Annotated in this window: 27 protein-coding genes, 1 tRNA gene and 1 pseudogene; 13 read left to right on the forward strand and 16 right to left on the reverse strand. The window is 65.7% G+C overall.

Annotated elements, in window-relative coordinates; translation table 11 throughout:
- The 3 genes and pseudogenes from NDN16_RS19435 to NDN16_RS19445 form a co-directional block, all read right to left on the reverse strand.
- Positions 1-248, reverse strand: a pseudogene (locus NDN16_RS19435) (hypothetical protein); the annotation flags it as partial.
- Between the two features lie 167 nt (positions 249-415).
- Positions 416-491, reverse strand: a tRNA-Ala gene (locus NDN16_RS19440).
- A 131-nt stretch (positions 492-622) separates the two neighbouring features.
- Positions 623-1,048 (reverse strand): TIGR02300 family protein, encoded by a 426-nt coding sequence (locus tag NDN16_RS19445; RefSeq protein ID WP_251115160.1) that lies wholly within the window; start codon positions 1,046-1,048, stop codon positions 623-625.
- A 267-nt stretch (positions 1,049-1,315) separates the two neighbouring features.
- On the opposite strand from NDN16_RS19445, the gene aroA reads away from it, so the two are divergent.
- The 6 genes from aroA to NDN16_RS19475 all read left to right on the forward strand — a co-directional run bounded on the left by aroA (position 1,316) and on the right by NDN16_RS19475 (position 6,423).
- Positions 1,316-2,665 carry a 3-phosphoshikimate 1-carboxyvinyltransferase gene (gene aroA, locus NDN16_RS19450; protein ID WP_251115116.1) on the forward strand — a complete coding sequence of 450 codons (1,350 nt, stop codon included), beginning with the start codon at positions 1,316-1,318 and terminating at the stop codon, positions 2,663-2,665.
- Positions 2,662-3,315 carry a (d)CMP kinase gene (gene cmk / locus NDN16_RS19455; RefSeq protein ID WP_251115117.1) on the forward strand — a complete coding sequence of 218 codons (654 nt, stop codon included), beginning with the start codon at positions 2,662-2,664 and terminating at the stop codon, positions 3,313-3,315. The genes aroA and cmk overlap by 4 nt, the downstream gene beginning before the upstream one ends.
- A gap of 261 nt (positions 3,316-3,576) precedes the next feature.
- Positions 3,577-5,280 (forward strand): 30S ribosomal protein S1, encoded by a 1,704-nt coding sequence (rpsA, locus tag NDN16_RS19460; protein WP_251115118.1) that lies wholly within the window; start codon positions 3,577-3,579, stop codon positions 5,278-5,280.
- Positions 5,281-5,426: 146 nt separating this feature from the next.
- Entirely contained in the window at positions 5,427-6,041 is a 615-nt protein-coding gene (locus NDN16_RS19465) for a GNAT family N-acetyltransferase (protein WP_251115119.1), read from the forward strand.
- Positions 6,042-6,094: 53 nt separating this feature from the next.
- Positions 6,095-6,232 carry a hypothetical protein gene (locus tag NDN16_RS19470; protein WP_353050238.1) on the forward strand — a complete coding sequence of 46 codons (138 nt, stop codon included), beginning with the start codon at positions 6,095-6,097 and terminating at the stop codon, positions 6,230-6,232.
- A gap of 53 nt (positions 6,233-6,285) precedes the next feature.
- A complete protein-coding gene (locus tag NDN16_RS19475; protein WP_353050238.1) occupies positions 6,286-6,423 on the forward strand; it encodes a hypothetical protein in 138 nt (45 codons plus the stop codon).
- A gap of 6 nt (positions 6,424-6,429) precedes the next feature.
- Here NDN16_RS19475 and NDN16_RS19480 read toward each other — a convergent pair whose 3' ends face one another.
- From NDN16_RS19480 to NDN16_RS19510, 7 genes are all read right to left on the reverse strand, one after another.
- Entirely contained in the window at positions 6,430-7,056 is a 627-nt protein-coding gene (locus NDN16_RS19480) for a ribonuclease D (RefSeq protein WP_251115120.1), read from the reverse strand.
- 133 nt (positions 7,057-7,189) lie between these two features.
- Entirely contained in the window at positions 7,190-7,339 is a 150-nt protein-coding gene (locus NDN16_RS19485; protein ID WP_082016246.1) for a DUF1127 domain-containing protein, read from the reverse strand.
- Positions 7,340-7,548: 209 nt separating this feature from the next.
- Positions 7,549-8,397, reverse strand: a complete 849-nt coding sequence (locus NDN16_RS19490; RefSeq protein WP_251115121.1) for a glycine betaine ABC transporter substrate-binding protein — start codon at positions 8,395-8,397, stop codon at positions 7,549-7,551.
- A gap of 45 nt (positions 8,398-8,442) precedes the next feature.
- The gene (locus tag NDN16_RS19495; protein ID WP_251115122.1) at positions 8,443-9,285 is read right to left on the reverse strand and encodes an ABC transporter permease; all 843 of its coding nucleotides are present in this window, start codon (positions 9,283-9,285) and stop codon (positions 8,443-8,445) included.
- A complete protein-coding gene (locus NDN16_RS19500) occupies positions 9,201-10,505 on the reverse strand; it encodes a quaternary amine ABC transporter ATP-binding protein (RefSeq protein ID WP_251115123.1) in 1,305 nt (434 codons plus the stop codon). Before NDN16_RS19500 ends, NDN16_RS19495 begins: the two co-directional genes overlap by 85 nt.
- A gap of 176 nt (positions 10,506-10,681) precedes the next feature.
- Positions 10,682-11,728: a GlxA family transcriptional regulator gene (locus tag NDN16_RS19505; RefSeq protein ID WP_251115124.1), complete on the reverse strand. Its 1,047-nt coding sequence runs from the start codon at positions 11,726-11,728 to the stop codon at positions 10,682-10,684.
- 83 nt (positions 11,729-11,811) lie between these two features.
- Positions 11,812-12,855, reverse strand: a complete 1,044-nt coding sequence (locus tag NDN16_RS19510; protein WP_251115125.1) for a glycosyltransferase family 4 protein — start codon at positions 12,853-12,855, stop codon at positions 11,812-11,814.
- 95 nt (positions 12,856-12,950) lie between these two features.
- Between NDN16_RS19510 and NDN16_RS19515 the strand changes: the two genes are divergently transcribed.
- Complete coding sequence (locus NDN16_RS19515; RefSeq protein WP_251115126.1) at positions 12,951-14,129, forward strand: NAD-dependent epimerase/dehydratase family protein; 1,179 nt, start codon at positions 12,951-12,953, stop codon at positions 14,127-14,129.
- A 56-nt stretch (positions 14,130-14,185) separates the two neighbouring features.
- Here NDN16_RS19515 and NDN16_RS19520 read toward each other — a convergent pair whose 3' ends face one another.
- The gene (locus tag NDN16_RS19520) at positions 14,186-14,515 is read right to left on the reverse strand and encodes an antibiotic biosynthesis monooxygenase family protein (RefSeq protein WP_251115127.1); all 330 of its coding nucleotides are present in this window, start codon (positions 14,513-14,515) and stop codon (positions 14,186-14,188) included.
- Positions 14,516-14,541: 26 nt separating this feature from the next.
- Positions 14,542-16,647, reverse strand: coding sequence for a TonB-dependent hemoglobin/transferrin/lactoferrin family receptor (locus NDN16_RS19525; protein ID WP_251115128.1), 2,106 nt, complete (start codon positions 16,645-16,647; stop codon positions 14,542-14,544).
- A 209-nt stretch (positions 16,648-16,856) separates the two neighbouring features.
- Between NDN16_RS19525 and hemP the strand changes: the two genes are divergently transcribed.
- From hemP to NDN16_RS19550, 5 genes are all read left to right on the forward strand, one after another.
- On the forward strand, positions 16,857-17,039 hold the full coding sequence (gene hemP, locus NDN16_RS19530) for a hemin uptake protein HemP (RefSeq protein WP_251115129.1): 183 nt from the start codon (positions 16,857-16,859) through the stop codon (positions 17,037-17,039).
- The gene (locus NDN16_RS19535; RefSeq protein ID WP_251115130.1) at positions 17,036-17,932 is read left to right on the forward strand and encodes a heme/hemin ABC transporter substrate-binding protein; all 897 of its coding nucleotides are present in this window, start codon (positions 17,036-17,038) and stop codon (positions 17,930-17,932) included. The genes hemP and NDN16_RS19535 overlap by 4 nt, the downstream gene beginning before the upstream one ends.
- Complete coding sequence (locus tag NDN16_RS19540) at positions 17,929-19,011, forward strand: FecCD family ABC transporter permease (RefSeq protein ID WP_251115131.1); 1,083 nt, start codon at positions 17,929-17,931, stop codon at positions 19,009-19,011. The genes NDN16_RS19535 and NDN16_RS19540 overlap by 4 nt, the downstream gene beginning before the upstream one ends.
- Positions 19,008-19,790, forward strand: coding sequence for an ATP-binding cassette domain-containing protein (locus NDN16_RS19545; RefSeq protein WP_251115132.1), 783 nt, complete (start codon positions 19,008-19,010; stop codon positions 19,788-19,790). Before NDN16_RS19540 ends, NDN16_RS19545 begins: the two co-directional genes overlap by 4 nt.
- A gap of 122 nt (positions 19,791-19,912) precedes the next feature.
- Positions 19,913-20,740: a lytic murein transglycosylase gene (locus NDN16_RS19550; RefSeq protein ID WP_435301135.1), complete on the forward strand. Its 828-nt coding sequence runs from the start codon at positions 19,913-19,915 to the stop codon at positions 20,738-20,740.
- A 12-nt stretch (positions 20,741-20,752) separates the two neighbouring features.
- Here the strand turns inward: NDN16_RS19550 and NDN16_RS19555 are convergent, their stop codons facing one another.
- From NDN16_RS19555 to NDN16_RS19570, 4 genes are all read right to left on the reverse strand, one after another.
- Positions 20,753-21,556 (reverse strand): ATP-binding cassette domain-containing protein, encoded by an 804-nt coding sequence (locus tag NDN16_RS19555; RefSeq protein ID WP_251115133.1) that lies wholly within the window; start codon positions 21,554-21,556, stop codon positions 20,753-20,755.
- The gene (locus NDN16_RS19560) at positions 21,532-22,620 is read right to left on the reverse strand and encodes an ABC transporter permease (RefSeq protein WP_251115134.1); all 1,089 of its coding nucleotides are present in this window, start codon (positions 22,618-22,620) and stop codon (positions 21,532-21,534) included. Before NDN16_RS19560 ends, NDN16_RS19555 begins: the two co-directional genes overlap by 25 nt.
- 69 nt (positions 22,621-22,689) lie before the next feature.
- Positions 22,690-22,881: a hypothetical protein gene (locus NDN16_RS19565; protein WP_251115135.1), complete on the reverse strand. Its 192-nt coding sequence runs from the start codon at positions 22,879-22,881 to the stop codon at positions 22,690-22,692.
- Positions 22,866-23,858 carry a substrate-binding domain-containing protein gene (locus NDN16_RS19570; protein ID WP_435301136.1) on the reverse strand — a complete coding sequence of 331 codons (993 nt, stop codon included), beginning with the start codon at positions 23,856-23,858 and terminating at the stop codon, positions 22,866-22,868. Before NDN16_RS19570 ends, NDN16_RS19565 begins: the two co-directional genes overlap by 16 nt.
- A 170-nt stretch (positions 23,859-24,028) precedes the next feature.
- Here NDN16_RS19570 and NDN16_RS19575 point away from each other — a divergent pair, with 170 nt between their 5' ends.
- Positions 24,029-25,282, forward strand: a complete 1,254-nt coding sequence (locus NDN16_RS19575) for an ROK family transcriptional regulator (RefSeq protein ID WP_285292858.1) — start codon at positions 24,029-24,031, stop codon at positions 25,280-25,282.
- Positions 25,283-25,315 lie beyond the last annotated feature (33 nt).

The following is a 25,315-nucleotide window of genomic DNA, read 5'->3' on the forward strand; positions in this document are numbered from 1 at the left end:
AAGGCCGCGTGCGCATCGAGCTTCAAGCGGGACGGTTGGCCCTGCCTACGCGCCATTGTCTCGCCAGTCTCGCGATAGCGGCAATACCAAGCCCCGGCCATCGAGATCCCGATCGAGAAGCGTCGCGCAGCCTCTCGCGTCGAAACTCCATCCTCGATCGCTGCAATCACACGACTACGAAGGTCGCTGCTAAGGCTCCTCGTCATCATCACCTTCTGGCAATCCACCAGGACCAGTGAATCAGACAAAGTCGACCGAGTGAATCCTCAATCCGACTCTGCGTTCATCGAAGATGCTCTAGCGTGAAAGATTGCCGATGGGTCTAAATAACGGCGACGACGAGCCTACCACTGCTCAAACGGAAAACGGCCTCCGCAAGGGGAGGCCGTTTTATCCTGTTTGGCCAGGATTTATCTGGTGGAGCCAATCGGGATCGAACCGACGACCTCTTGAATGCCATTCAAGCGCTCTCCCAACTGAGCTATGGCCCCAGGCGAAGCACCGGGATTTCCGCCCGGCATCGCGCTGTGTGGCGGCTTCGTATTGGAAAGCCGGTGGAAGATCAAGCGCTATTTGTCGCTTTTTTCTCCACCGGTCCCCGCAGCCCCCCCGGTTGCGCCGGTCAGGCGTCGTCCTCGTCGTCGCGACCGCCGCCGATGATGTCGGTCATGTCGTCGTCCTCGTCCTCGTCATCCTCGAGGAAGGTCGAATCGTCGTCGCCGTCGTCGTCGACCACGATGCCGTCGTCGTCGTCGCCGTCGACATCGGGCAGGTCGTCCTTGCCGCTGTCATCGTCTTCGTCGATGTCGTTGATCGAGACCGTCTCCTCGTCGGTGTCGGCCACCTCCGTATTCTCGTTCTCGCTCTCTTCTTCCTCGCGCGGGGCGGCGGCACGGCCGCGCGTCGGCGTGGCCTTGATGGCCTCGAAGAAGGACAGGGGATATTCCTTGCCCGTAAAGGGCGAGACGATGGGATCCTTGTTCAGATCGTAGAATTTGCGGCCCGTCTCGGGATCGACCCGTTTGGTGCCGAGTTCTGGTTTCGCCATCATGACCTCGTTGCCATCCTGAAGGGAAGAAAGCCGGAGCGCGCCGGCCGATTGCTGGCCCGGACGAAGGCCGACGCATGCGCGCCGCCCACCGGAAAAATCGTTGGTCCCTTACGGCCTTGCCTTGCCCTTGTCAAAGCATGTTCGGACGCACGCAAAAGGAAGTAAACCGCGTGACGCGACGCCGGGTTGCGTGATAACGCGGGTTGCGCCCGGACAGGGCGGTGCGAATGCGGCAAACGGCGGTGCAGGGGTTCGGGATACGACATGAGCGGACATGGTGATGGTGCGGGCCCCTTGCGAGCTGCCTTCGGAAGCGGCTTGAGCGGCACGGTCAGGGTGCCGGGCGACAAGTCGATTTCCCACCGCGCCTTCCTGTTCGGCGGCCTGGCCGCCGGCCGCACGCGGGTCACCGGGCTTCTGGAAGGCGAGGATGTGCTGGCCACGGGCCGTGCGATGCGGCAGATGGGCGCGCGCATCGAGCGGGACGGCGATGGCTGGGTCATCGACGGCGTCGGCAACGGCGCCCTGCTGGAGCCCGAGGGCCTCCTCGATTTCGGCAATGCGGGCACCGGCTCGCGCCTGACCATGGGCCTCGTCGGCACCTACGATTTCGCGACGTGCTTCACCGGCGACGCGTCCTTGTCCCGCCGGCCCATGGGCCGCGTCCTGGATCCGCTGCGCCGTATGGGCACGCAGGTCATCGCCCGTTCGGGCGACAGGCTGCCGCTGGCCATCCACGGGCCGCGCGTGGCGGCGCCGATCACCTACCGTGTCCCGATGGCATCCGCGCAGGTGAAGTCCGCCGTGCTGCTGGCCGGGCTGAACGCGCCGGGCGTCACCACGGTGATCGAGCCCGTCATGACGCGCGACCATACGGAACGGATGTTGCAGGGCTTCGGCGCCACCGTGTCGGTGGACACGGATGCCGAAGGCGTGCGCACCATCCGGCTGGAAGGGCAGGGGCGTCTGTCCGCCGTGCCGGACTTCGTCGTGCCGGGCGATCCGTCCTCCGCCGCGTTCCTGGTGGTCGCGGCGCTGATCGTGCCGGGTTCCGACGTGACCATCGAGAACGTGCTGATGAACCCGACCCGAACCGGCCTCGTGCAGACGCTGATCGAGATGGGCGGTTCGATCGACATCCTGAACCAGCGCGAATCGGGCGGCGAGACCGTGGCCGACCTGCGCGTGCGGCATTCCGAGCTGAAGGGCACCGACGTGCCGGCCGAACGCGCGCCGTCGATGATCGACGAGTACCCGGTGCTGGCCGTGGCTGCTGCGTTTGCGGCGGGCACCACCCGCATGAACGGGCTGGACGAGTTGCGCGTCAAGGAAAGCGACCGGTTGGCCGCAGTGGCGGCTGGCCTGGCCGCCAACGGCGTGGCCCACGAAGAGGGCCACGACTGGCTTACGGTCACCGGCCGTCCGGACGGTCGCGGCTATGGCGGCGGAATGGTCGCCACCCATCTCGACCATCGCATCGCCATGAGCTTCCTGGTGCTCGGCCTAGCCTGCGAACGGCCCGTCGCCGTGGATGACGGCGCGATGATCGCCACCAGCTTCCCCGAATTCGTCGGGCTCATCGCCACGCTCGGCGGTACGGTCGAGCCGGCATGATGACGAGCGACGCGGCCCCCGTACGCCTGACGATCGCCATCGACGGCCCGGCGGCGGCCGGCAAGGGCACGCTGGCCAAGCGCATATCGGTACATTACGGCCTGCCCTATCTGGACACGGGTCTGCTGTACCGTGCGGTCGGGCGGCTGGCGGCCGACAGCGGCGTCGACCTCGACGATGCGCAAGCGGTGGGGCGCATCGCGGCGAGCCTGGATACGAGCCATCTCGATGACGGCTCCCTGCGCGGCCGCGAAGCGGGGGAGCGCGCCTCGCGCGTTGCCGTCCATCCGCAGGTCCGCGCCGCGCTGGTCGATTTCCAGCGGCGCTTCGCGTCGGGGCCGCAGGGCGCCGTTCTGGATGGCCGGGACATCGGCACGGTGATCTGTCCCGATGCGCGCGTGAAGATATTCGTGACGGCCTCGCCCGAAGTGCGGGCCCGGAGACGGACGGACGAGCTGTCCGCCAAGGGCCGCGACGTATCCTACGACACGATTTTGGCGGAGGTGCGCGAGCGCGATGCGCGCGATGCCGGACGCGCCGCGGCGCCGCTGAAGCCCGCTGCCGACGCGCACTTGCTGGATACGAGCGAAATGGATATAGAAAGCGCGTTCCGTGCGGCTTGCGGTTTGATCGATCGCGCCACATCTTGAGCGGATGGCTCGGGTTCCATGCCCGATGCCACGCCGGCATGGCCGGAACGGGCCCCTGCGAAAGCGGTGACCATCGATCACGATAATGCAGAACAGCTCCTGGCCGGTCCGCCGCGCCGATTTTCAGCCTGCCGCGCCTTAAGGGCGTCGCCGGCTTCGCTTCCCGGGTTCTTTGTCGGGGAAGCTGGATTGGACAGGGGTTCGACGAAACACCAACCATGGCGCGCGTCCGCTTCGCAAGCGGGCATCCAAGGAGAACGAATGTCCAACACACAAACCGCGCGCGATGATTTCGCCGCATTGCTCGAAGCCTCCTTCCACGATCACGACGTTGCCGAAGGCACCGTGGTCAAGGGGACGGTCGTCGCCATCGAAAAGGACATGGCCGTCATCGACGCCGGTCTGAAGGTCGAAGGCCGCGTCGCCCTGAAGGAATTCGGCTCGAAGGGCAAGGATGGCGAGCTGAACGTCGGCGACACCGTCGAGGTCTATGTCGAGCGCATCGAGAACGCCCTCGGCGAAGCCGTCCTGTCGCGCGACAAGGCCCGCCGCGAAGAGAGCTGGGTCAAGCTCGAAGCCCGCTTCAACGCAGGCGAGAAGGTCGAAGGCCAGATCTTCAACCAGGTCAAGGGCGGCTTCACCGTCGATCTGGACGGCGCAGTGGCCTTCCTGCCGCGCTCGCAGGTCGATATCCGTCCGATCCGCGACGTCGGCCCGCTGATGAACACGCCGCAGCCGTTCCAGATTCTCAAGATGGACAAGCGCCGCGGCAACATCGTCGTGTCGCGCCGCACCGTGCTCGAAGAGAGCCGCGCCGAGCAGCGTTCCGAGATCGTCCAGAACCTCGAAGAGGGTCAGGTCGTCGACGGTATCGTCAAGAACATCACCGATTACGGCGCGTTCGTCGACCTCGGTGGCATCGACGGCCTGCTGCACGTCACGGACATGGCGTGGCGCCGCGTGAACCACCCGAGCGAGATCCTGCAGATCGGCCAGTCGGTCAAGGTGCAGATCATCCGCATCAACCAGGACACGCACCGCATCTCGCTCGGCATGAAGCAGCTCGAGGCGGATCCCTGGGAAGGCATCGGCGTCAAGTATCCGATGGGCGTGAAGGTCACCGGCCGCGTCACGAACATCACCGACTACGGCGCGTTCGTCGAGCTGGAGCCGGGCATCGAAGGCCTGATCCACGTGTCGGAGATGAGCTGGACCAAGAAGAACGTCCATCCGGGCAAGATCCTCTCCACCTCCCAGGAGGTCGAGGTCGTCGTGCTCGAGGTCGATCCGGTCAAGCGCCGCATCTCGCTGGGCCTCAAGCAGACCCTGCAGAACCCCTGGGAAGCGTTCCGCGACCAGTTCCCCGTCGGCTCGATCGTCGAGGGCGAGGTCAAGAACAAGACCGAGTTCGGCCTGTTCATCGGCCTGGACGGCGACGTCGACGGCATGGTGCACCTGTCGGATCTCGACTGGAACCGCCCCGGCGAGCAGGTCATCGAGGAGTTCAACAAGGGCGACATGGTGAAGGCGCAGGTTCTCGACGTCGACGTCGAGAAGGAGCGCATCTCGCTCGGCATGAAGCAGGTCGGTGGCGATCCGTTCGTCAACGCTGCCGAATCCGGCGACATCCGCCGCGGTGCGGTCGTCACCTGCGAGGTCACCTCGGTCAACGAGGGCGGCATCGAGGTCAAGATCGTGGATACGGACCTCACCTCCTTCATCCGTCGGGCCGATCTCGGCCGTGACCGCGAAGAGCAGCGCCCCGAGCGTTTCTCGGTCGGCCAGAAGGTCGATGCCCGCGTCACCCAGTTCGACAAGAAGGCGCATCGCGTCGGCGTGTCGATCAAGGCGATGCAGATCGCGGAAGAGAAGGAAGCCGTCGCGCAGTACGGTTCCTCCGACTCCGGCGCCTCGCTGGGCGACATCCTCGGCGCGGCCCTGAAGAACCGTTCCGACGACGAATAAGGCGTTCCGATATCGCATCATGCGACATCGGTCGAACCAGCCCGCGGCGCTTCATCGGCGCCGCGGGCATTTTTATGGGACAGGGTGCTTGCCAAGCCGGGCTCCAACTTTTTGGATCGCAGGCGGCGGGAATTGAGGACGGCTCGATGAGAAATTGGGAAGAACGGTTCGAGACGCTTCCACGCGGCAAGATCGCCGCGATCGCCACGTCGATGGAACTGGTCGAAAAGCCGGAGCTACGACCCGAGAGGCCCGGAGCGCCGGGTGTCATCCGGCCGGTCGAGCGTCCCGATATAGACTGGTATCTGGAAGTCTATCGGCGCGTCGGCGCGGACCATCTGTGGTTTTCACGGCTGTTCATGGAGCGTGAGACGCTGGCCGCCGTTCTGGCGGATGCGGCCACCTATGTGGCGGCATTGACGATCGACGGACAGGACGAGGGCCTCCTGGAACTCGACTTTTCGGAAGACGACACCTGCGAGATCAAGTATTTCGGCGTCACCGTTCCGCTGCAGGGCGTCGGCGCGGCGCGCCGCCTGATGAACCATGCCATCGAAACGGCCTTCGCGCGCCCGGTCAGCCGCGTCTGGCTGCATACCAACACGCTGGACCACCCCAACGCCATGGCCTTCTACCGGCGCACCGGCTTCGTGGCGGTTTCACAGCAGATCGAGGTTGCGGACGATCCGAGGTTGCGCGGCGTGCTGCCGATGAGCGCCGCGCCGCATGTGCCGATCTTTCCGGTGGAACCCGAAGCCTGAGGTCTGTCAGCCGCGTCTGGCTGCATACCAACACGCTGGACCACCCCAACGCCATGGCCTTCTACCGGCGCACCGGCTTCGTGGCGGTTTCACAGCAGATCGAGGTTGCGGACGATCCGAGGTTGCGCGGCGTGCTGCCGATGAGCGCCGCGCCGCATGTGCCGATCTTTCCGGTGGAACCCGAAGCCTGAGGTCTGTCAGCCGCGTCTGGCTGCATACCAACACGCTGGACCACCCCAACGCCATGGCCTTCTACCGGCGCACCGGCTTCGTGGCGGTTTCACAGCAGATCGAGGTTGCGGACGATCCGAGGTTGCGCGGCGTGCTGCCGATGAGCGCCGCGCCGCATGTGCCGATCTTTCCGGTGGAACCCGAAGCCTGAGGTCTGTCAGCCCCGCGTGACGGAGTGGGAGAAGATATCTTCCTCTCCCCATCCCATCAGGTCCAGGCGCGCGCGGGTCGACAGATAGCGGAAGGATTCGCGGGCGATGTCGAGCCTGCCCTCCCGCTCGAGGCGCTGCAGCAGCACGCCCATCAGGTCATGCAGATACAGGACGTCCGACGCCGCATAGTCGATCTGCGCCTGAGACAGTGTCTCCGCGGCCCAGTCCGACGATTGCTGCTGCTTCGAGAGATCGACGCCGATCAGTTCCTTGGTCAGGTCCTTCAGGCCGTGGCGGTCCGTGTAGGTGCGCGTCAGGCGCGAGGCGATCTTGGTGCAGAAGACCGGTCCGGGCATCACGCCGAAGGCATGATACAGGGCCGCCATGTCGAAGCGCGCGTAGTGGAAGATCTTGACCTTGCCGTCGTCGGACAGGAGCGCCTTGAGATTGGGGGCGTCGGTCTGCCCCTTCGCGATCTGCACGACATCGGCAGATCCGTCGCCGGGCGACAGTTGCACGACGCACAGTCTGTCACGGCGCGTATCGAGGCCAAGCGTCTCGGTGTCGATGGCCACAGCGCCGGTATAGCGGGCAAGGTCGGGCAGGTCGCCCTTGTGTACGCGGATGGGCATGAGCAGGTCTTCCAGTCAGGATGGTCCGTTTGTGTAACCCATCGTTCGGCGTGCTTCCAGCAAGCGCACGGCAAAAAGGGCGGCGCCCGGAGGCAGCCGCCCTTCGATCAGTGTCGCCTTGCAGCGATGAAGCTTAGAAGCGGCCGAACGTCACGGCGCGCTTGATGTCACCGCGCGAGACGCCGATGTCGGCGAGCTGGCGGTCGTCCAGCGAGGCCAGCTCGTTGATGACGCGCTGACGGTTGCGGAAGCTGCGGATACGGGATGCGAGCTGGGAGATCATTTCGGTTCACCTACGGACAATCAAATCTGTTGACAGTCATATAATTCGACTGCCTGCCCAATAGGAGAGCAATTGCTGCACACCAGTTGTGCGTTGCGCGCATGGCAGCGTCATTTTACCATCGTAAACGCCTATCCATCGCAGAAAAATGCACAAAAAATAACCGGCATCCAGTGGATGCCGGCCATCTGATCTAAAGTTGTGCTGTCTTATTGGCTGGCGGCCGTCCACTGGCCGACGGTATCGGCATTCGCCTCCACCCACGCCTTCGCCGTGGCAGCGGGATCGGCCCCCTCTTCGTTCTCCAGCATGACCTTCTGTTCTTCCTCGAGGCTCAGCTTGAAGTTCTTCAGGATGGCGTGGACCTCCGGCATGTCCTCGGCCAGGCCCTGACGCGCCACGGTGTTGACCGTCTCCTCGCCGCCGAAGGCGCCCTTCGGGTCGTCCAGATATTTCAGGTCCCAGCGGCCGAACATCCAGTGCGGCGTCCAGGTGGTGACGACGATGTCCTCCTTGCGGTCGATCGCGTCCTTGAGCGCCGCCGTCATCGTGGCGTCAGAGCCCTCGACCAGCGTGATCGACGACAGGTCGTATTCCTGGATCGCCTTCTCGGAGGCCTGCATCAGGCCGGCTCCCGGATCGATGCCGATGACCTGGTTGTCCACCAGATCGCCCTTTTCCTTCAGGTCCGCGACCGAGGCGATGTCCGTATAGGCCGGCACCGCCCATCCGATCTTGGCGCCTTCGACGTTCGGGCCGATCAATTCGACCTGGTCCTTCAGTTCCTCGTAATAGGCGGCGTGCGTTACGGGGAGCCAGGCGGCCACCATGGCGTCGGCCTCGCCGGTGGCGACGGCCTGCCACATGGCGGCAGCCGGCAACGGCGTCAGGTTGACCGTGTAGCCTTCCTGCTCCAGCACGGCCTTCAGGATATTCGTCGCAACGACGGCGTCGGACCATTCGACATAGGCAAGGTCGACCGTGCCGCCCGACTGGGCGCTGGCCGGCCCCGCGTAGGCGGCCGTGGCAAGGAGTGCTGCGGTCAATACGCGTATCATGTCTGTTTCCTTCCTGGGGTTATGAAACGAATGGGTGCGGCGCCCTCAGCTGGGGCGCGCGCGCTGCGCCATGGCCTGGGTGATGCGGTCCAGCACCACGGCCACGATCACGATGGCGATGCCGGCCTGGAAGCCCGATCCGGCGTCGAGACGCTGGATCGAGCGCCAGACTTCGCGGCCTAGGCCGCCGGCGCCGATCATGGATGCGATCACCACCATCGAGAGCGACAGCATGATCGTCTGGTTGATGCCGGCCATGATGGTCGGCAGGGCGAGCGGCAGTTGCACCTTGAAAAGCTTCTGCGTGGTCGTCGTGCCGAAGGCGTCGGACGCCTCCACCAGTTCCTTCGGCACCGAAAGGATGCCGAGCGCCGTCAGCCGGATCACCGGCGGCATCGAGAAGACGATCGTGGCGAAGACGGCCGAAACCGAGCCGAGGCCGAAGAAGGGGATCGCCGGTATCAGATAGACGAAACTGGGCATCGTCTGCATCATGTCGAGCACGGGCCCGACGGTCTTCCAGACGCGCTTGGACAGCGCGCACAGGATTCCGATGGGAATGCCGATGGACAAGGCCGCAAGCGTGGCCAGGATCACCAGCACCAGCGTCTCCATGGTGGGGCCCCACAGGCGCAGGTTCCATAGGAACAGGAAGCCGACGGCCGCCAGTATGGCGACGCGGCGTCCGGCAAGCCACCAGGCCAGGAGCACGATCGCCAGGATCACCACGGGGGCAGGCAGCGCCGTCAGAAGATCCGTCGCCGTCTCGATCCAGCCGCGGACGATGCGGCTGGTGCTGCGTGTCACATCCGAAAAGTGGGCTGTGAGCCAGGAGAGGGCGTTGTCGCTGTATCGGTCCAGTGGGAATTTGGGAACTGTCCAGTCCAAGACGCGTCTCCGCTTTCTTCGGTGGATTCTATGGCATCGGATGCGCCGGACAGCGCCTTCAGCGCCATCGCCTGCGTGATCTGGCCGAGATAGGTGCCGTCCTCGGCCACGACCGCGAGGCCATGCGGCTCCTGCGAAAGGCGCGGCAATATGGATTTCAGCACCTGCGATGCGCCGACGGTGGCGACGCCCCCCTGCATCAGGGCCTCCACCGGACGGTCGCCGCCGCGCGCGCCGCTGAGCGAATCACGCGAGATCCGGCCGATCGGCATGTTGCGGTCGCAGGTGACGATGAAGCCGTCGCCACGCCGCCCTTCGACCAGGGAGAACGCCTTGTCGGCACTGGCCTTGCACGGTACCGAGGGCACCTCCCGGGTGGCCAGGCGGCCGGCCGTGATGACCGACGAAACGTCGATATGTTCGACGAAGCGGCGCACATACTCGCCCTGCGGATCGAGCAGGATCTCTTCCGGATAGCCGCTCTGCACGATGGCCCCGTCCTTCATGAGCACGATGCGTCCGCCGAGATGGATGGCTTCGTCCAGATCGTGGCTGACGAAGACGACCGTCTTCTTCAGGTTTCGCTGCAGCGTGCGCAGCTCATCCTGCATGTCGCGCCGGATGAGCGGGTCGAGCGCCGAGAAGGCCTCGTCCATCAACAGGATGTCGGCATCCACGGCGAGGGCGCGGGCAAGGCCGGCGCGCTGTTGCATGCCGCCCGACAACTGGCTCGGATACCGGCTGTCCCATCCCTTCAACCCCACCAGTTCGATGGCCGCCAACGCCTTGTCGCGCCGCGTCTTGCGGTCGATGCCCTGGACCTCGAGCCCGTATTCGACGTTCTCTGCTATGGTCCGGTTGGGAAACAGCGCGAAGTGCTGGAACACCATGCCGAACTTGGCGCGACGGAATTCCAGCAATTGCTTGTGGTTGAGGCTGGTCACTTCGGTGCCGTCGACGCGGATCGAGCCGCCGGTCGGCTCTATCAGGCGGTTGATGCAGCGAAGCATGGTGGACTTGCCGGAGCCGGAAAGGCCCATGACCACCAGAATCTCGCCTTCATTGACTGAGAAGGAGACATCGTGAAGGCCGAGGACGGCGCCGGTCTCGTCGTGGATGGCGTCCTTGCCCTTGCCGGCCCGAAGCAATTCGAGCCCGGCTTGCGCGTTGTCGCCGAACAGCTTGACGACATTGTCGACGCGGATGCGTTCTTTCGTCATCGATGCTCCGTCGTTGCCGGCGGTTGCGCCAAGGGCTGCAAAACCACCGGTTGCAAAGGGATCGTGACGGGAAGCCTGTCCGCTGACGATGCCAGAACGGACACGGACAGGTATAAACCCGACAGAGGATAGATCAGCGCCTCATCAGAATGGCGCTTGGGAGGGTGTGCCCTTCGCTACTGCACAAGAACCGGATAGTCAACCGCCGCATCGCTGTGCAGAATGCCTCTTTCCGCAGCGCGGATATCTCTTGGTGCAGTGCCAAAAAACTGTCTGAACTGTCGCGCGAAATGCGCGCCGTCGCAAAATCCTGCTTCGACTGCGATTTCAGTTACGCTCTTCTTCGTCGTTTCCAGAAGTCGTCGCGCATAGCGAAGTCGAAGCTGCCTGTAGGCGAGCGCCGGACTCATGGTCAGCGTTTCATGGAACAGGCGCTCCAGTTGCCGCGTGGACAATTGCAGCCGGGCGGCGATGGCCTCAACGGACAGGGGCTGGGCGACATGCTGGTCCATCAGCAGGATCGCGCGGCGCACCCTGTCGTCGCCGATGCTGGCGGCGCCCGAATGGGGCTGTGCGTCGCTGCCCGAACGGGCATTCTGCAGTTGCAGGACATGCAGCCCCTTCTGCGCCGCCTGCGGGCCGATATGCCGCTCGATCAGGAAGGCGGCGAGGTCGGCGACACCGCTTCCGCCGGCGCAGGTGATGCGATCCCCGTCCTCGATGAAAAGGCGGTCCGCATCCGGCGTCTGGTCGGGGAACTCGGTTTCGAAATCGGCGAAATGATACCACGAGACGCAGGTGCGCCGACCCTTCATCAGGCCGGCGCGCGACAGGATGAACGAGCCCGTGCAGACGCCGACGAGGGTGACGCCGGCATCGGCCGCCGCACGCAGATAGCGGATGGAGGCGTCGTCGAGCTGGTCGCCGGCATGCAACAGCCCGCCGACGACGACGATGTAGTCGAATAGCGCCGGGTCGGTCAGCGGGGCGTTACGCTGGATCGTGACGCCGCAACTGGATCGGATCGGCTCCGGCCGCGCCGACATGACGGACCAGCTGCAGCGGATCTGCCGCGACCTGTCGCCTTCGTCGCCGGCCAGCCGAAGAACATCGATGAACAGGGAGAGTGCCGAGAGGGTGAAGTTGTTGGCCGGCAGGAAGCCGACGCGCAGCGCCGGCCGCTCGGCAAACCGTTTCGTATGGGCCGTCACCTGCGAGGCCATTCCCGCGTCCCGTCAAAACCGCTGATATTCGGATCATGCCTCCTATCAGGGCAGTTGGCCAGTCCGGAATCGTTACGAGCACCTCACGCGGCCTTGAGGGCCCAGAGCTGGTCCGGCACCGTCACGAGGTTGGCGCGGAAGTCGGCGGTGCATTCGGCCCAGGAGAAGGTCTCCGCAAAAGCGCGACAGCCGGCCCTGTCGATGTCCAGTGCGGCCAGCGCGGCCGAACGGAGATCTTCCGACAGGACCGCATGCGGCGTGCCGCCGACGATATCGGCGGGCCCAGGCACAGGCAGGGCGGCGACGGGTGTGCCGCAGGCAAGCGATTCCAGGACGACGAGGCCGAAAGTCTCGAATCTGGACGGAAATACGAAGACGTCCGCCGCCGAAAAGTGACGGGCAAGATCCCCTCCCGTTCGATAGCCTGTAAAATGCACGTCGCGATAGCGGGCCTTGAGGCTCGACAACTGGGGGCCGTCGCCGACGACGAGTTTCGAGCCGGGCAGGTCGAGATCGAGAAAGCCTTCGATGTTCTTTTCGGCCGAGACGCGTCCGAGATACAGGAAGATCGGTCGCGGCAGGCCCAGGAAGTCCTTGTCGAAGGACGGATCGTTCCGGCACGGGTGGAATGCCTGAAGGTCGACCGCCCGGCCCCAATGCGACATGTTGCGGAAGCCGCGCGCGCCGAGCTGGCGTTCCAGCGTGGCCGTCTGCACCATCATGCGCGCGCCGCCATTGTGGAACTGGCGCTGCAGCGCGTAGGCGAAGTCGACGCCGCGCCCGATCCGCTTTTCGATATAATCGCCGAACCGTGTGTGGAACGAGGTGGTGAACGGTATGCCGCGCCTGCGGCAATAGCGCCGGGCTGCGAGACCCAGCGGGCCCTCGACCGGGATGTGGATGGCGTCGGGGGCGAAATCCTCGATCATCCTGCCCAGCTTGCGCCCCGGCATCAGGGCCAGCCGCACTTCGGGATAGCCTGGCGCCGGAAGCGTGGGGAACATCGAGGGCTCGATGACCATCACCGTATCGCCGCTCCGCCGCAGAAGCTCCGCGGTCATGTCCAGAACGCGGACCACGCCGTTGATCTGTGGGTGCCAGGCATCTGTGATGATGAGAATTCGCATCCGATTTAACCCCCGCGCGCGGAACGCATTTGTCGCGACAGACAAGAATGCTAAATCACACTTCCGTATTGAAAGCGTGACGGAGCCGTGAAGCAATGAAAATCATCGTACTCGGAGGCGACGGCTTCTGCGGCTGGGCGACCAGCCTGCATTTGTCGGCGGAAGGGCACGACGTGACCATCGTCGACAATTTCGCCAGACGCCGCACCGACGAGGAGCTGGGGGTCCAGAGCCTGACGCCGATCCGCTCGATGGACGAGCGGCTGGCCGCCTGGCGCGAGACCCGCAATACGCCGATCGACTTCGTGGAACTGGACGTGGCAGAGGAATACGAGCGGTTGGAAGCGCTGTTCCATGCCGTCAAGCCGGATGCGATCGTGCATTTCGCCGAGCAGCGGGCCGCCCCCTATTCCATGAAGTCGCCGCGCCACAAGCGCTACACGGTCGACAACAACGTCAATGCCACCAACAGCGTCCTGTGCGCCATGGTGGAGGCTGCGCCCGACGCGCACCTCGTCCATCTCGGTACGATGGGGGTCTATGGCTACGGCAAGACCAAGGGCATGATGATTCCGGAAGGCTATATCGACGCTACGCTGCGTTCGGCCGGCGCATCGGCCGATGTCGAGATCCTGTATCCGGTGGACCCCGGCTCGATCTACCACATGACCAAGACGCTCGATCAGCTGCTGTTCTTCTACTACGCCAAGAATGACGGGCTGCGCATCACCGACCTGCACCAGGGCATCGTCTGGGGCACCACGACGCCGGAAACGCTGCTCGACGACAGGCTGGTCAACCGCTTCGACTACGATGGTGATTACGGCACCGTGCTGAACCGCTTCCTGATGCAGGCGGCCATCGGACATCCGCTGACGGTCCATGGGTCGGGCGGCCAGACGCGCGCCTTCATCCATATCCGCGATACGGTACGCTGCATCGCGCTGGCCGCAAGCTCGCCGCCGGAGCGGGGCGAGCGGGTGCGCATCATGAACCAGATGACGGAAACGCACAGGGTCCGCGACCTCGCGGAGATGATCTCCGGCATGACGGGCGTTCCGGTGGAGCTGCGCGACAACCCCCGCAAGGAAATGCCGGAGAACGACCTCGTCGTCGCCAACGACACGCTCATCAAGCTCGGCCTGGAGCCGACGCGCCTGTCGCAGGGGCTGATGTCCGAGGTGGTGGATATCGCCGCCCGGCATCGCGACCGTTGCGACGAAAGCCGCATCGTCTGCTCCAGCCTATGGGTCCGCCCGCTGGCAGCCGAATAGCAAAGGGCCCGCGCCGGTCGTCCGGCGCGGGCCCTCGCTACAAGACGGACGGGGCGTCAGGCGGCCTTGTCGGCGCGGCTTACGGTCTGGATCACCTCGAAGCCCTCGAACTCCGGATGGCCGAGATAGAGCGGCTTGGATGTCGGCGCCCCCCGATGGGCGGCGCGGAACGCCTCCGACCGTGTCCAGTTTTCGAAATCGCCTCGGCTTGCCCAGACCGTATGCGACGAATAGAGCGTATGGTCGTCCCGGTCCGGCCCCTTCAGCATATGGAATTCGATGAAGCCGCGAAGGTCCTGGAGGTGCGATTCGCGGTTGAGCCATACGGATTCGAATTCCGGCTCCGACCCCTTGACGACCTTGAAGCGGTTCATGGCGATGAACATGGGCGATCTGTCCTTTATGTCGTGGTTCAGCGCGGAACGCCGAGTTTGAATGTCATGCCCACCATGGCCTCGAATCCCGGCGCGGAAAAGGACTCGACGCTGGGCCCGCCCGTGTAGGCGACATATTTGTGATCGAAGACGTTCTTCAGCGAGACGTCGAAACGCGTATCGTCGTTCGGTTCGTAGGCAAGGAACAGGTCCACGAGGTTGTAGGCCGAGGTCGCCAGGTCCGGGCTGCTGACGTCGTCGACACCCTTGGCGTCCACCCAGTGCCAGCGCGCGCCGTAGCTCAGGCGGTTCTCCATGGCGCGGAAGCCTATGGTCGTCGTGACCTTGGCCGGGAAGATCGAATCCAGCCGCGCGCCCGTCTCGCGGTTCTTGCCCTCGGAATAGCTCCCGGCGAGACCCGCGAAGCCCCAGCCCCAATCGTAGGCGCCTTCAAGCTCCACGCCGCGGATGCGTGCCTCGTTGACGTTGACATAGGTGACGGCGTCGAAGGGCAGGCGATAGAAACAACGGCCGCCCGGGCCCGACGCGGCGCAGGGGTTGAGAACACCCGGCCGGTCGATCGATTCCATGTCGATGTAATCGTCCACGTCGTTCTGGTAGACCGAAAGCTTGGCCCGGAAGGCGTCGCCCGCCGTCAGGATATCGTTGTAGGCCAGGTTCACGCCTGCTTCCATCGTGTGCCCGACTTCGGGCGACAGTGCCGGATTGGGAATGAATTCGAAGGCGGCCGGGGCCGGGTGGAAGCCCGAGACGAGCGCTTCCTGCAGCGTCGGCGCGCGCAGCCCCTCCGCGTAGAGGCCATAAAGCTGGAAGCCGGTGACGGGCGTGATGCCGAGGCTGACCTTGGGCGAGAAGCGATCGCCCTTGTTGTCGGGCGCCGCCGCGCTCGACAGGTCGTAACGGTCGAAGCGGCCGCCGACCGTGAAATCGATCAGTTCCTCGTATTCGAACAGGGCCTGCGCGAAGCCGCCATAGACGGTACGGTCGCCATTGGGGTTGAACAGGGCCGTGGTGTCGTAGTCGCTGGACGCGTCCACTTCGTCGCGGAAGCCGTCCACCCCGTAGGTCATCGTGGTCGACAGCGCGGGGCTGATGTCCACGATCGAGGTGTTGTAGAGGTCGATACCCGTGGTAGCGACATCGACCTTGCGACGATCGCCCGAACCGTCCTGGAGGCGCTGACGGTAATCCGTATCGGTGCGGTAGATATTCAGCGTCATGTCGATCAGCTGCGAATCGACGGGGTCGAAGCGATAGCCGAGACGGTAGGTGCTGGTCGTCACGTCCGTATCGCGCGCGTCGCCATCGCCGGTCGCCGATTCGAAGTTCGTGTCGTAGAGGATGCCTGCCAGTTCCAGTTGATGGCCTTCGGCGGGCCGCACCCGCGTCTTGAAGATGCCGCTCTGCACGTCGAAGCCGGTGCGGTCCACCTGGTCGCCGGCGCCATCGTAATAGTCGGCGTTGCGGCGCAGCGCGAAGGCTCCGTAAACGTCCCACTGGTCGTTCAGGTAGCTGCCCGCTTCGAGGTTGACGAGGCCAGACGGGCCATTGGAGCCGAGAGTGACGCCCATGCGCGCGGCCGAGCGTTCGTCCGCATCGACCAGGTCGTCGATCCCGAGCGTGCGCATCGAGACGACGCCGCCGATGGCACCCGAACCATAGGCATTGGCGATCGGGCCGCGGATCACGTCCACCCCGGCCAGCAGCGAAGGTTCGACATAGAAGGCGTTGCCGGCATTATGGCCGGTCACCTGGAAGTTCTGGCGCGCGCCGTCGATCAGCACGTTGACACGGCCGGAATCCTGCAGACCCCGGATGTTCACCGCCGTCGCCGGATCGTCGTCGCGCGGGGCGGTGGCGACACCCGGAATCGTATCCAGAACGCCGTCGATCAGCGACGGATTGAAGCGGCCGATTTCGGAGCGGGAGACGACGGATACGCCCCCCAGCGTCTCGATCGGGCGCTGCAGGCGACGGTCGGAGAGTACCGTGACCTGATCCAGCTCGATCACGTCCGCTGAGGCGGGCCGTACGGCCTCCTGCGCCATCGGCGCGGTGGAAAGCAGGGCGGTGCCGGAAAGAAGGGCGGCACGAAGAAAGGTGAAGCGATATGGGCGCAGCATGGCGGGAACTTCGTCACGAGAGGTGGGAAGGGCTGGCTGGCTGCGCATGCGGCGCGCTGGCTGGCTGGAGGTCGTGGCCGCATGACGGCCTTGCCTTGCGACCGCTATTTAATATGATATAGCCAGTCAACTTTATTCAGAGGATTTCGGTCGTTGCGGTGCCACACTGCGGTATCGGCGCAACACGACCCGTCAGGAGAAGCTCGAAAATGGGCGGGGACCCCACAGGACAGGACAGTGGGCAGAAAACGCAGCGGCGGCCGGCGGACACCACGCGGGAGCTGGACAGCCGAACGCTGTTTTCCGACACGCGCGAGATCATCATCCAGCATCAGGACGAGCGTTACCGCCTGCGACTGACATCCAACAACAAGCTGATCCTGACCAAATGACCCTTCGCCCGCTCATTCTGGCCGCACTCGTCTTCCTTGCGTCGTCGGCCATGGCCGAAGAGCCCGCGGCCCATGATTCCTCCCGGATCGTGTCGATCGGCGGTCCCGTCACCGAGATCCTCTACGCACTGGGTGCGCAGGACCGCATCGTGGGGCGCGATTCCACCTCGACCTACCCGCCGCAGGCCGAAGCCCTGCCGGATGTCGGCTACATGCGCGCCCTGTCGGCCGAAGGCGTCCTGTCCCTGTCTCCGACGCTCATCCTCGCCGTCGAGGGCTCCGGTCCGCCGGACGTCATCCACCTGCTGGATGGAGCGAGCGTCGATTTCGTGACCATCCCGGACGGGCCCGACCCGAAGGGCGTCGCGGACAAGATACGGGCCGTTGCGGCGGCGATCGGCGAAGGGCAGCGCGGCGAAGACCTGGCCGCCGCGGTGGAGGCGGATTTCGCGACGCTGGAAGCAGAGCTTGCCGGCATCGAGGGACGCCCGAAAGCAGCCTTCGTGCTGACCATGAGCGGGGGCGCACCGCTGGTCGGTGGGGCGGGCACCTCGGCAGACGGCGCGCTTGCCCTTGCGCATGCGGACAACGTCTTTTCGGGACTGAGCGGGTTCAAGCCCGCGACCCCGGAAAGCGTCCTTGCCGCGGCGCCCGAGGTCATCGTGACGATGCAAAGCCCTGCGCATCGGCCCGAAACCATAGCGCAGAGCCCGATCTTCGCGTCGACGCCGGCCGGCCGCAACGCCAATATCGTGGCGATGGACGGGACATACCTTCTGGGCTTCGGGCCGCGCGCGGCCCATGCCATGCGCGACCTGGCGGCCAGCCTGCATCCGGAGGCGAATATCGCGGAGCTGCCGGCACGCCCATGGGTCGGGGCCGGCGGGCCATGACGGCAATGGCGGGGCAGGGCGTCCGGCGCCCGCCGCGCCTGCGGCGCGGCGTCCTCGCCATCGCGGCCTGCGGCGCCATTGCCATCGCGGCAGGGCTTGCAGCACTGACGGCCGGCGCGGCGAGCCTTTCCCTCGGCACCGTGCTCGCCACGCTCGTCGCCGGCGTGTCGGGTACGCGGGACACGGTCGATGCGGGCGCCGCCGCGATCCTTCTCGATATCCGGCTGCCGCGCGTGCTGCTGGCGCTGATGGTCGGAGCCTGCCTCGCCTTGTCCGGCGCCATCCTGCAGGGCCTGTTCCGCAACCCCCTGGCCGATCCCGGCCTCGTCGGCGTGTCGTCCGGTGCGGCCCTCGGGGCCATCTCGGTCATCGTGCTGGGGGCGCATGCCGCCCCGATGCTGCCCGATGCGCTGATGCGTCACTTCCTGCCCGTCGCGGCCTTCGTGGGCGGCGCGATATCGACCTTCCTCGTCTATCGCCTGTCCACGATAGGAGGCCGCACCTCCATGGCGACGATGCTGCTGACGGGCATCGCACTGGCCGCGCTGACGGGCGCACTGACCGGCATCCTCACCTTTCTGTCGACCGACCAGCAATTGCGGGAGCTGACATTCTGGTCGATGGGCGGCCTTTCCGGCGCGACCTGGGACAAGGTCGGGGTAGCGCTGCCCTTCATGGCGCCGGCCTTCTGCGCAGCGCCTTTCCTGGCCGGGGCCCTGGACCGGCTGGCGCTCGGCGAGTCGGAGGCGTTCCATCTCGGCGTCCGGGTCCAGACCGTCAAGCGCGTTGCCATCCTCGTCATCGCCGCCGGCGTGGGCGTCGCCGTATCGGTGTCCGGCATCGTCGGATTCGTCGGGCTCGTCGCGCCGCATCTGGTGCGGCTGGCGGTCGGGCCGGGGCATCGGACGCTGCTGCCTGCCGCGGCGCTGCTGGGCGCGGGCCTGCTGGCGATCGCAGATCTGGCGGCGCGCACCATCGTGGCCCCGGCAGAGCTGCCGCTCGGCATCGTGACGGCACTCATCGGCGCTCCCTTCTTCCTTTATCTGCTGATGCAGCGAAGCCGGGCCGGCATCCTGTGACGGCGGCCGCGATCAAGGCTTCCGGCGTGCGTCGCGTCATCGGCGGAAGGGCTGTCCTCGATGGGGTCGACCTGTCGGTCGAGACCGGCGAGGTCGTCGTGATGATCGGTGCGAACGGCGCCGGAAAGTCGACGCTCCTGAAGATCCTGTCGGGCGAAAGCGCTCCGGATGACGGCCATGTCGGCGGTCCTGTCGCCGAGGCGCGGCACCCATCGGCGATGGCGCGCGTGCGGGCCGTGGTTCCGCAATCGGTGGAGCTCGCCTTTCCGTTCACGGCGTTCGAGATCGTACGCCTGGGGGCCGAATCCGGCGGTGCGGGCGGCCTGTCGGCCGACCGGCTGTGCCATGCCGCGTTGTCCGATGTCGGGCTTGCGGGATACGGGGACCGGAAGGTCTCCAGCCTGTCGGGGGGCGAGGCGCAGCGCGTTCATCTTGCGCGGGCAATCGCGCAGGTGCGGGCCATGCCGGGGGCGCCACGCTTTCTGCTGCTGGACGAGCCCACGGCAAGCCTGGATCTTTGCCACCAGCTCCTGGTGGTGCGGCTGGCGCGTCGCATGGCGCAGGAAGGTGTCGGCGTTCTCGCCATCCTGCACGACATCAACCTTGCCTGCCTTGCCGCCACACGGCTTGCCGCATTGGCGGATGGCCAAGTCATGGCGAATGGCAGCCCCCGCGACATCGTCGACGACGCGTTGATCGAGCGCGTCTACGGCGTGCGCCTTCCGGTCGGCCACGCACCCACGCACCTGCCCTTCGTGCTGCCGCAGGCGGCGGGCTGATCGCGAAAGAGTGACGCCACAGGTTCGATCGACCGGCGATTGTGGTGCATTCGCACTACGTTAAACTGTAGATTGCTATTACTGCCTTCGGATTGATTACGCACCCGTTGCAGGAGGCTGAAATGGCGACAGGTCGCTCATTTATACGCAAGGCGGTCCTGGCCGTCGGCATGGTTCTGGCCGTATCGGCGACGCCCGCTTTGGCGCAGAGTTGCGGCAATGACGGCGCCGGCTTCGACCGCTGGCTCGCCTCCTACAAGCAGGCGATGAGCCAGCAGGGGGTTTCAAACCGGACGCTGCAGACCGCGCTCGGCAACGTATCCTACAACCGCGAGGTCATCCGGCTCGACCGCAACCAGCGCTCCTTCAAGCTGTCGCTGGACGAGTTCATGCAGCGCCGCGCGCCGGCCTCCTTCGTCAAGCGGGGCCAGGGCATCATCCGCGAGAATGCGCGGCTGCTGAATGCCATCGAGAAGCAATACGGCGTCCCGAAGGAAATCCTCGTCGCCATCTGGGGCATGGAAACCGGCTTCGGTTCCAACTCCGGCAACATGAACATCTTCCGCTCGCTGGCGACGCTGGCCTATGACTGCCGGCGGTCGGAATTCTTCACCAACGAGCTGAATGCCGCGCTGATGATCGTCGAGCGCGGCGACAAGCGGCCGGAGGACATGAAGGGCGCCTGGGCGGGCGAGATCGGCCAGACGCAGTTCCTGGCGTCTAACTACCTGCGCTACGCAGTGGATTTCGACGGCGACGGACGCCGCGACCTCATCCGCTCGCGGCCGGACGTGCTGGCCTCCACCGCCAATTTCCTGCGCCAGCATGGCTGGCAGCCGGGCGCCGGCTACATGCCGGGCGAGCCGAACTTCGCGCGGCTGCGCGACTGGAACAGGGCTGGCGTCTACCAGCAGGCCCTGGCCCTGTTTGCCTCGCGCCTGGCCGAATGACCTGAAACGGGCTTACGCCGCCATGGCGGGCTCGGGCGCCTTGGCTCCGGTCATCAGGGCGACGGCGTCGGACATGGTGATCGCCTTCGGGTCCACCACGCACAGGCGTTTGCCGAGCCGGTGGATATGAATCCGGTCGGCGATCTCGAAGACATGCGGCATGTTGTGCGAGATCAGCACGATGGGGATCCCGCGTTCGCGCACGGTGAGGATCAGGTCCAGCACCTTGCGCGATTCCTTGACCCCCAGAGCGGCCGTCGGCTCGTCGAGCAGAAGCACCCGTGTGCCGAAGGCCGCAGCCCGCGCGACCGCGACGCCCTGCCGCTGGCCGCCGGACAGCGTTTCCACGGCCTGGTCGATATTCTGGATGGTCATGAGCCCCAGCTCCGACAGTTTCTCGCGGGCGATGCGGCGCATCGTGCCCTTGTCGAGCATCCGGAACATCGAGCCCAGCAGGCCGCTGCGCCGGATCTCCCGGCCCAGGAACATATTGTCGGCAATCGATAGCGCCGGCGACAGCGCCAATTGCTGGTACACGGTTTCGATACCGGCATCGCGCGCCGCCTGCGGGTTGGCCAGCGTCATCGGCTTGCCGTCGAGCCGAAGCTCTCCCGCATCCGGCTGGATCGCGCCCGTCAGCGCCTTGATCATCGTGCTCTTGCCGGCGCCGTTGTCGCCGATGACGGCCAGGATCTCGCCGGGCATCAGGTCGAAATCGGCGTTGTCGATGGCCACGACGCGCCCGTAGCGCTTGGTGAGGTTGCGGGCCGAGAGGATCGGTTCTTGCGGGCTCATGCGGACACCTTCCTGATCCATTGGTCGGCTGCGACGGCGAGGATGATGAGGCCGCCCACGGTCAGGCGCGTCCATTGCGGGTCGGTACCCCAGATACGCAGGCCCATGGCGAAGACGCCCACGATCAGCGCTCCGATGAGCGTGCCGATGACCGAGCCGCGCCCGCCGAAGAGCGAGGTCCCGCCGATCACCACGGCGGTGATGGACTGGATGTTGGCCTCGTAGCCGGAGGTCGGCGAGACCGAGCCGAGACGGCCGATGAGCGCCCAGCCGGCGAAGCCACAGATGAGGCCGGCCACCGCATAGACCGAAATCAGCACGCGCCGGGTACGGATGCCCGACAGGCGCGCGGCGTCGGGATCGTCGCCCAGGGCATAGACATGCCGCCCCCAGGCGGTGTGGTTGAGGATGTAGTAGAACAGGGCGACGAGAACCACGACGGCGACGACCGCATAGGTGAAGACGGCGCCGCCGATGCGGAAGGTGGTGCCCAGGAACTGCAGGAGCGGCGCCGAGGCTTCGACGTCCTGTGCGCGGATGGTCGCGTTCTGCGAATAGATGAAGTTCGCGGCCTCGAAGATGAACCACGTTCCGAGCGTCACGATGAAGGGCGGCAGGCGGACAAGCGCCACCAGGAAGCCGTTGATCACCCCGCAGATCGTGCCGGTGAGGAGGCCGCAGAACAGGGCCAGGGGTGCCGGCATGCCATGCGTCACGGCCAGGTTGCCCATCAGGACGGATGACAGGACCATGATGGCGCCGACGGACAGGTCGATGCCTGCGGTCAGGATCACCAGGGTCTGGGCGATGCCGACGATGCCGACGATGGCCACCTGCTGCATGATGAGCGTCAGCGTGAAGGCGTTGAAGAACCGCTCGCCGATGATGGCCCCGAACGTCCCGACGCCGACCATCAGCACGAGAACCGGCACCATGGTCGGATAGGCGTGCAGGAAATGCTGCAACCTGTCCATCGGCCCGCGATGCAGGCCTTGAGAAAAGTCGGCAACCTGTCCGGCGCCGCCGGAAAGGCCCTTTTCGAAGCTGCCCGGGGTCTGCGTGTTCCTGCCTGTCGTATCCGTCATCGTCCTGCCTCCCTGTCCGAACGTATGTCCGGCCGCCGCCCCGTGCGACGGCCGGTCGTCATGCGCGGATCAACCCCAGCAGAGCTTAGCGGCTTCCTCGGAGGTCATGGAGGTGACGCCGTCGACCGGCTCGTCGGTCACGAGATCGACACCGGTGGCGGTGATCTCCAGCCCCTCGCTGGCCTCGGGCTTCTCGCCGGAATCGGCGAAGGCCTTGATGGCTTCGATGCCCATGGACGCCATCTTCAGCGGATACTGCATCGACGTCGCGCCGATGACGCCGTCCTTGACGTTGGTGATGCCCGGGCAGCCGCCGTCCACCGATACGATCGTGACGCTGCCTTCCAGTCCGACGGACTTGAGCGCCTCGAAGGCCCCTGCGGCGGCCGGCTCGTTGATCGTGTAGACGAGGTTGATGGAGGGGTCCTTCTGNTGGTGATGCCCGGGCAGCCGCCGTCCACCGATACGATCGTGACGCTGCCTTCCAGTCCGACGGACTTGAGCGCCTCGAAGGCCCCTGCGGCGGCCGGCTCGTTGATCGTGTAGACGAGGTTGATGGAGGGGTCCTTCTGGAGAAGGTTCTCCATGGCCTGGCGGCCGCCTTCCTCGTTGCCGTTGGTGATGTCGTGGCCGACGATCCGGGGATCGTCCTCGTCGCCGACGACGGCCTTGTCCTTGTTGTCGATGCCGAAGCCCTCCATGAAGCCCTGGTCGCGCAGGACGGCCACCGAGGGCTGCTGCGGCGTCAGGTCGAGGAAAGCGATCTTCGCGTTTTCCGCCTCGGCGCCCATCTTGCCCTTCGCCCACTGGCCGATCAGCACGCCGGCTTCGTAATTGTCGGTGGCGAAGGTGGCATCCGCCGAATCCACCGGCTCGAGCGGGGTATCCAGCGCGATCACGATCAGGCCCGCGTCCCGCGCCTGCTTGACCGCGGGTACGATGCCCTTGGTGTCGGAAGCGGCGATGAGGATGCCCTTGGCCCCGGCTGCAATGCAGCTTTCGATCGCCGCGACCTGCGACTCGGAATCGCCGTCGATCCGGCCCGCATAGGACTGCAGGTTGATGCCGAGCTCCTGGGCCTTGGCCGTGGCGCCCTCCTTCATCTTCACGAAGAACGGGTTGGTGTCCGTCTTGGTGATGAGGCAGGCCGTGACCTGGTCCTGCGCCATGGATGCCGCCGGCAATGCCAGCGTGGCGGCGCCGAGCGCGGCCGCATAGCCGAGATACTTGAGAATCATCGAATTTCCTCCCGATAAGGCGGTCGCCTTTCAGCGCCCGGCCCGGACCTCCCCGTCCGGCTCGCACGGATTGGACGGCAAAGAGCGGTCACTGTCAATCGATAAATCACGCTGATTTATTTATTGACACGAGGATGGCGCGAGATCATCGTTCGAGCGGGAGGACATCGATGGACATGGCAGGCGGAAGACCCACTGCTCCGGATACGGCGACGCTTTCCGCGTCCGGCGAGGCGGCGCTCCGCGAGGGCTTCCGCGCGTCGAGCCAGGCAGGCCTGCGCGCGCACAACGAACGGCTTGTCCTGTCCCTCATCCGCGCCGGGGGCGAATTGGCGAAGGCCGAGATCGCACGTCATTCCGGCCTGTCGCCGCAGACGGCCTCCGTGATCATGCGCGTTCTGGAAGCGGACGGCCTCGTGCTGGCCGGGACGCCGAGACGCGGCAAGGTCGGACAACCTTCTGTTCCCATGCGCCTCAACCCGCGCGGTGCGTTCTCGCTGGGCCTGAAGATCGGCCGGCGGACCAGCGAGATGGTGCTGATGGATTTCGTGGGGACGGTGCTCGACAGCCGTGCCATCTTCTATCGCCGCCCCCTGCACGGGCAGGTGATGGATTTCGCACAGGGAGCGGCGGAATCCCTGGTGGCGACGCTCGCGCCGGGTGAAAGGGCCCGCGTCGCAGGGCTCGGCGTCGGGCTGCCTTTCGAGATCTGGTCGTGGGGCGCCACAAACGGCGCGCCCGCCGAAGAGCTGGCCGTCTGGCGCGAGGCCGACATCGTCGCGGAGCTTGCCGGGCGCACGGGACAGCCCGTCACGATGGCCAATGACGTGACGGCCGCCTGCGGGGCGGAGCGCGCCTTCGGACGTGGTGCCGGCGCCGATTTCGTCTATTTCTTCGTGGGCGCCTTCATCGGCGGCGGCGTCGTGATGGACGGGCAGCTCGTGGAGGGGCGCGTCGGCAATGCCGGAGCGCTTGGGTCCATGCCGGTTCCCGCACCCGGTGGCGGAAGCCGGCAACTGATCGAGGCCGCGTCGATCCACCTTCTCGAACGCATGATCGAACGATCCGGAGGCGACGGTGTGGAGCTGTGGCGCAAGGATTGCGGCTGGGATGGTCTGGGGCAGCTTCTGGATGGCTGGCTGGCCGAGGCGGCCACCGGCATCGCCCATGCCGTCGTATCGGCTTCGGCCGTCTACGATTTCGAGGCGGCGGTCATCGAGGGCAGTTTTCCGCCCTTCGTCCGCGAGCGGCTCGTGGCGCGCGTGGCCGAGGCCCTTGCCGGGATGGATACGCGCGGCCTGGTGCCCGTGGCGGTCCGTGCCGGCACCATCGGCCGCGACGCGCGCGAGATCGGATCGGCGAGCCTGCCCTTCTTCGCCCGCTACCTTACCGATCGCCGGGTCCTCTATTCCGAACGGGCCTGACACGCTTGCGACATTTGACTTTGCGGCTCCGAT

Origin of the sequence: Aureimonas altamirensis (assembly GCF_023702225.1) — a bacterium.
Taxonomy (GTDB): domain Bacteria; phylum Pseudomonadota; class Alphaproteobacteria; order Rhizobiales; family Rhizobiaceae; genus Aureimonas; species Aureimonas altamirensis_B.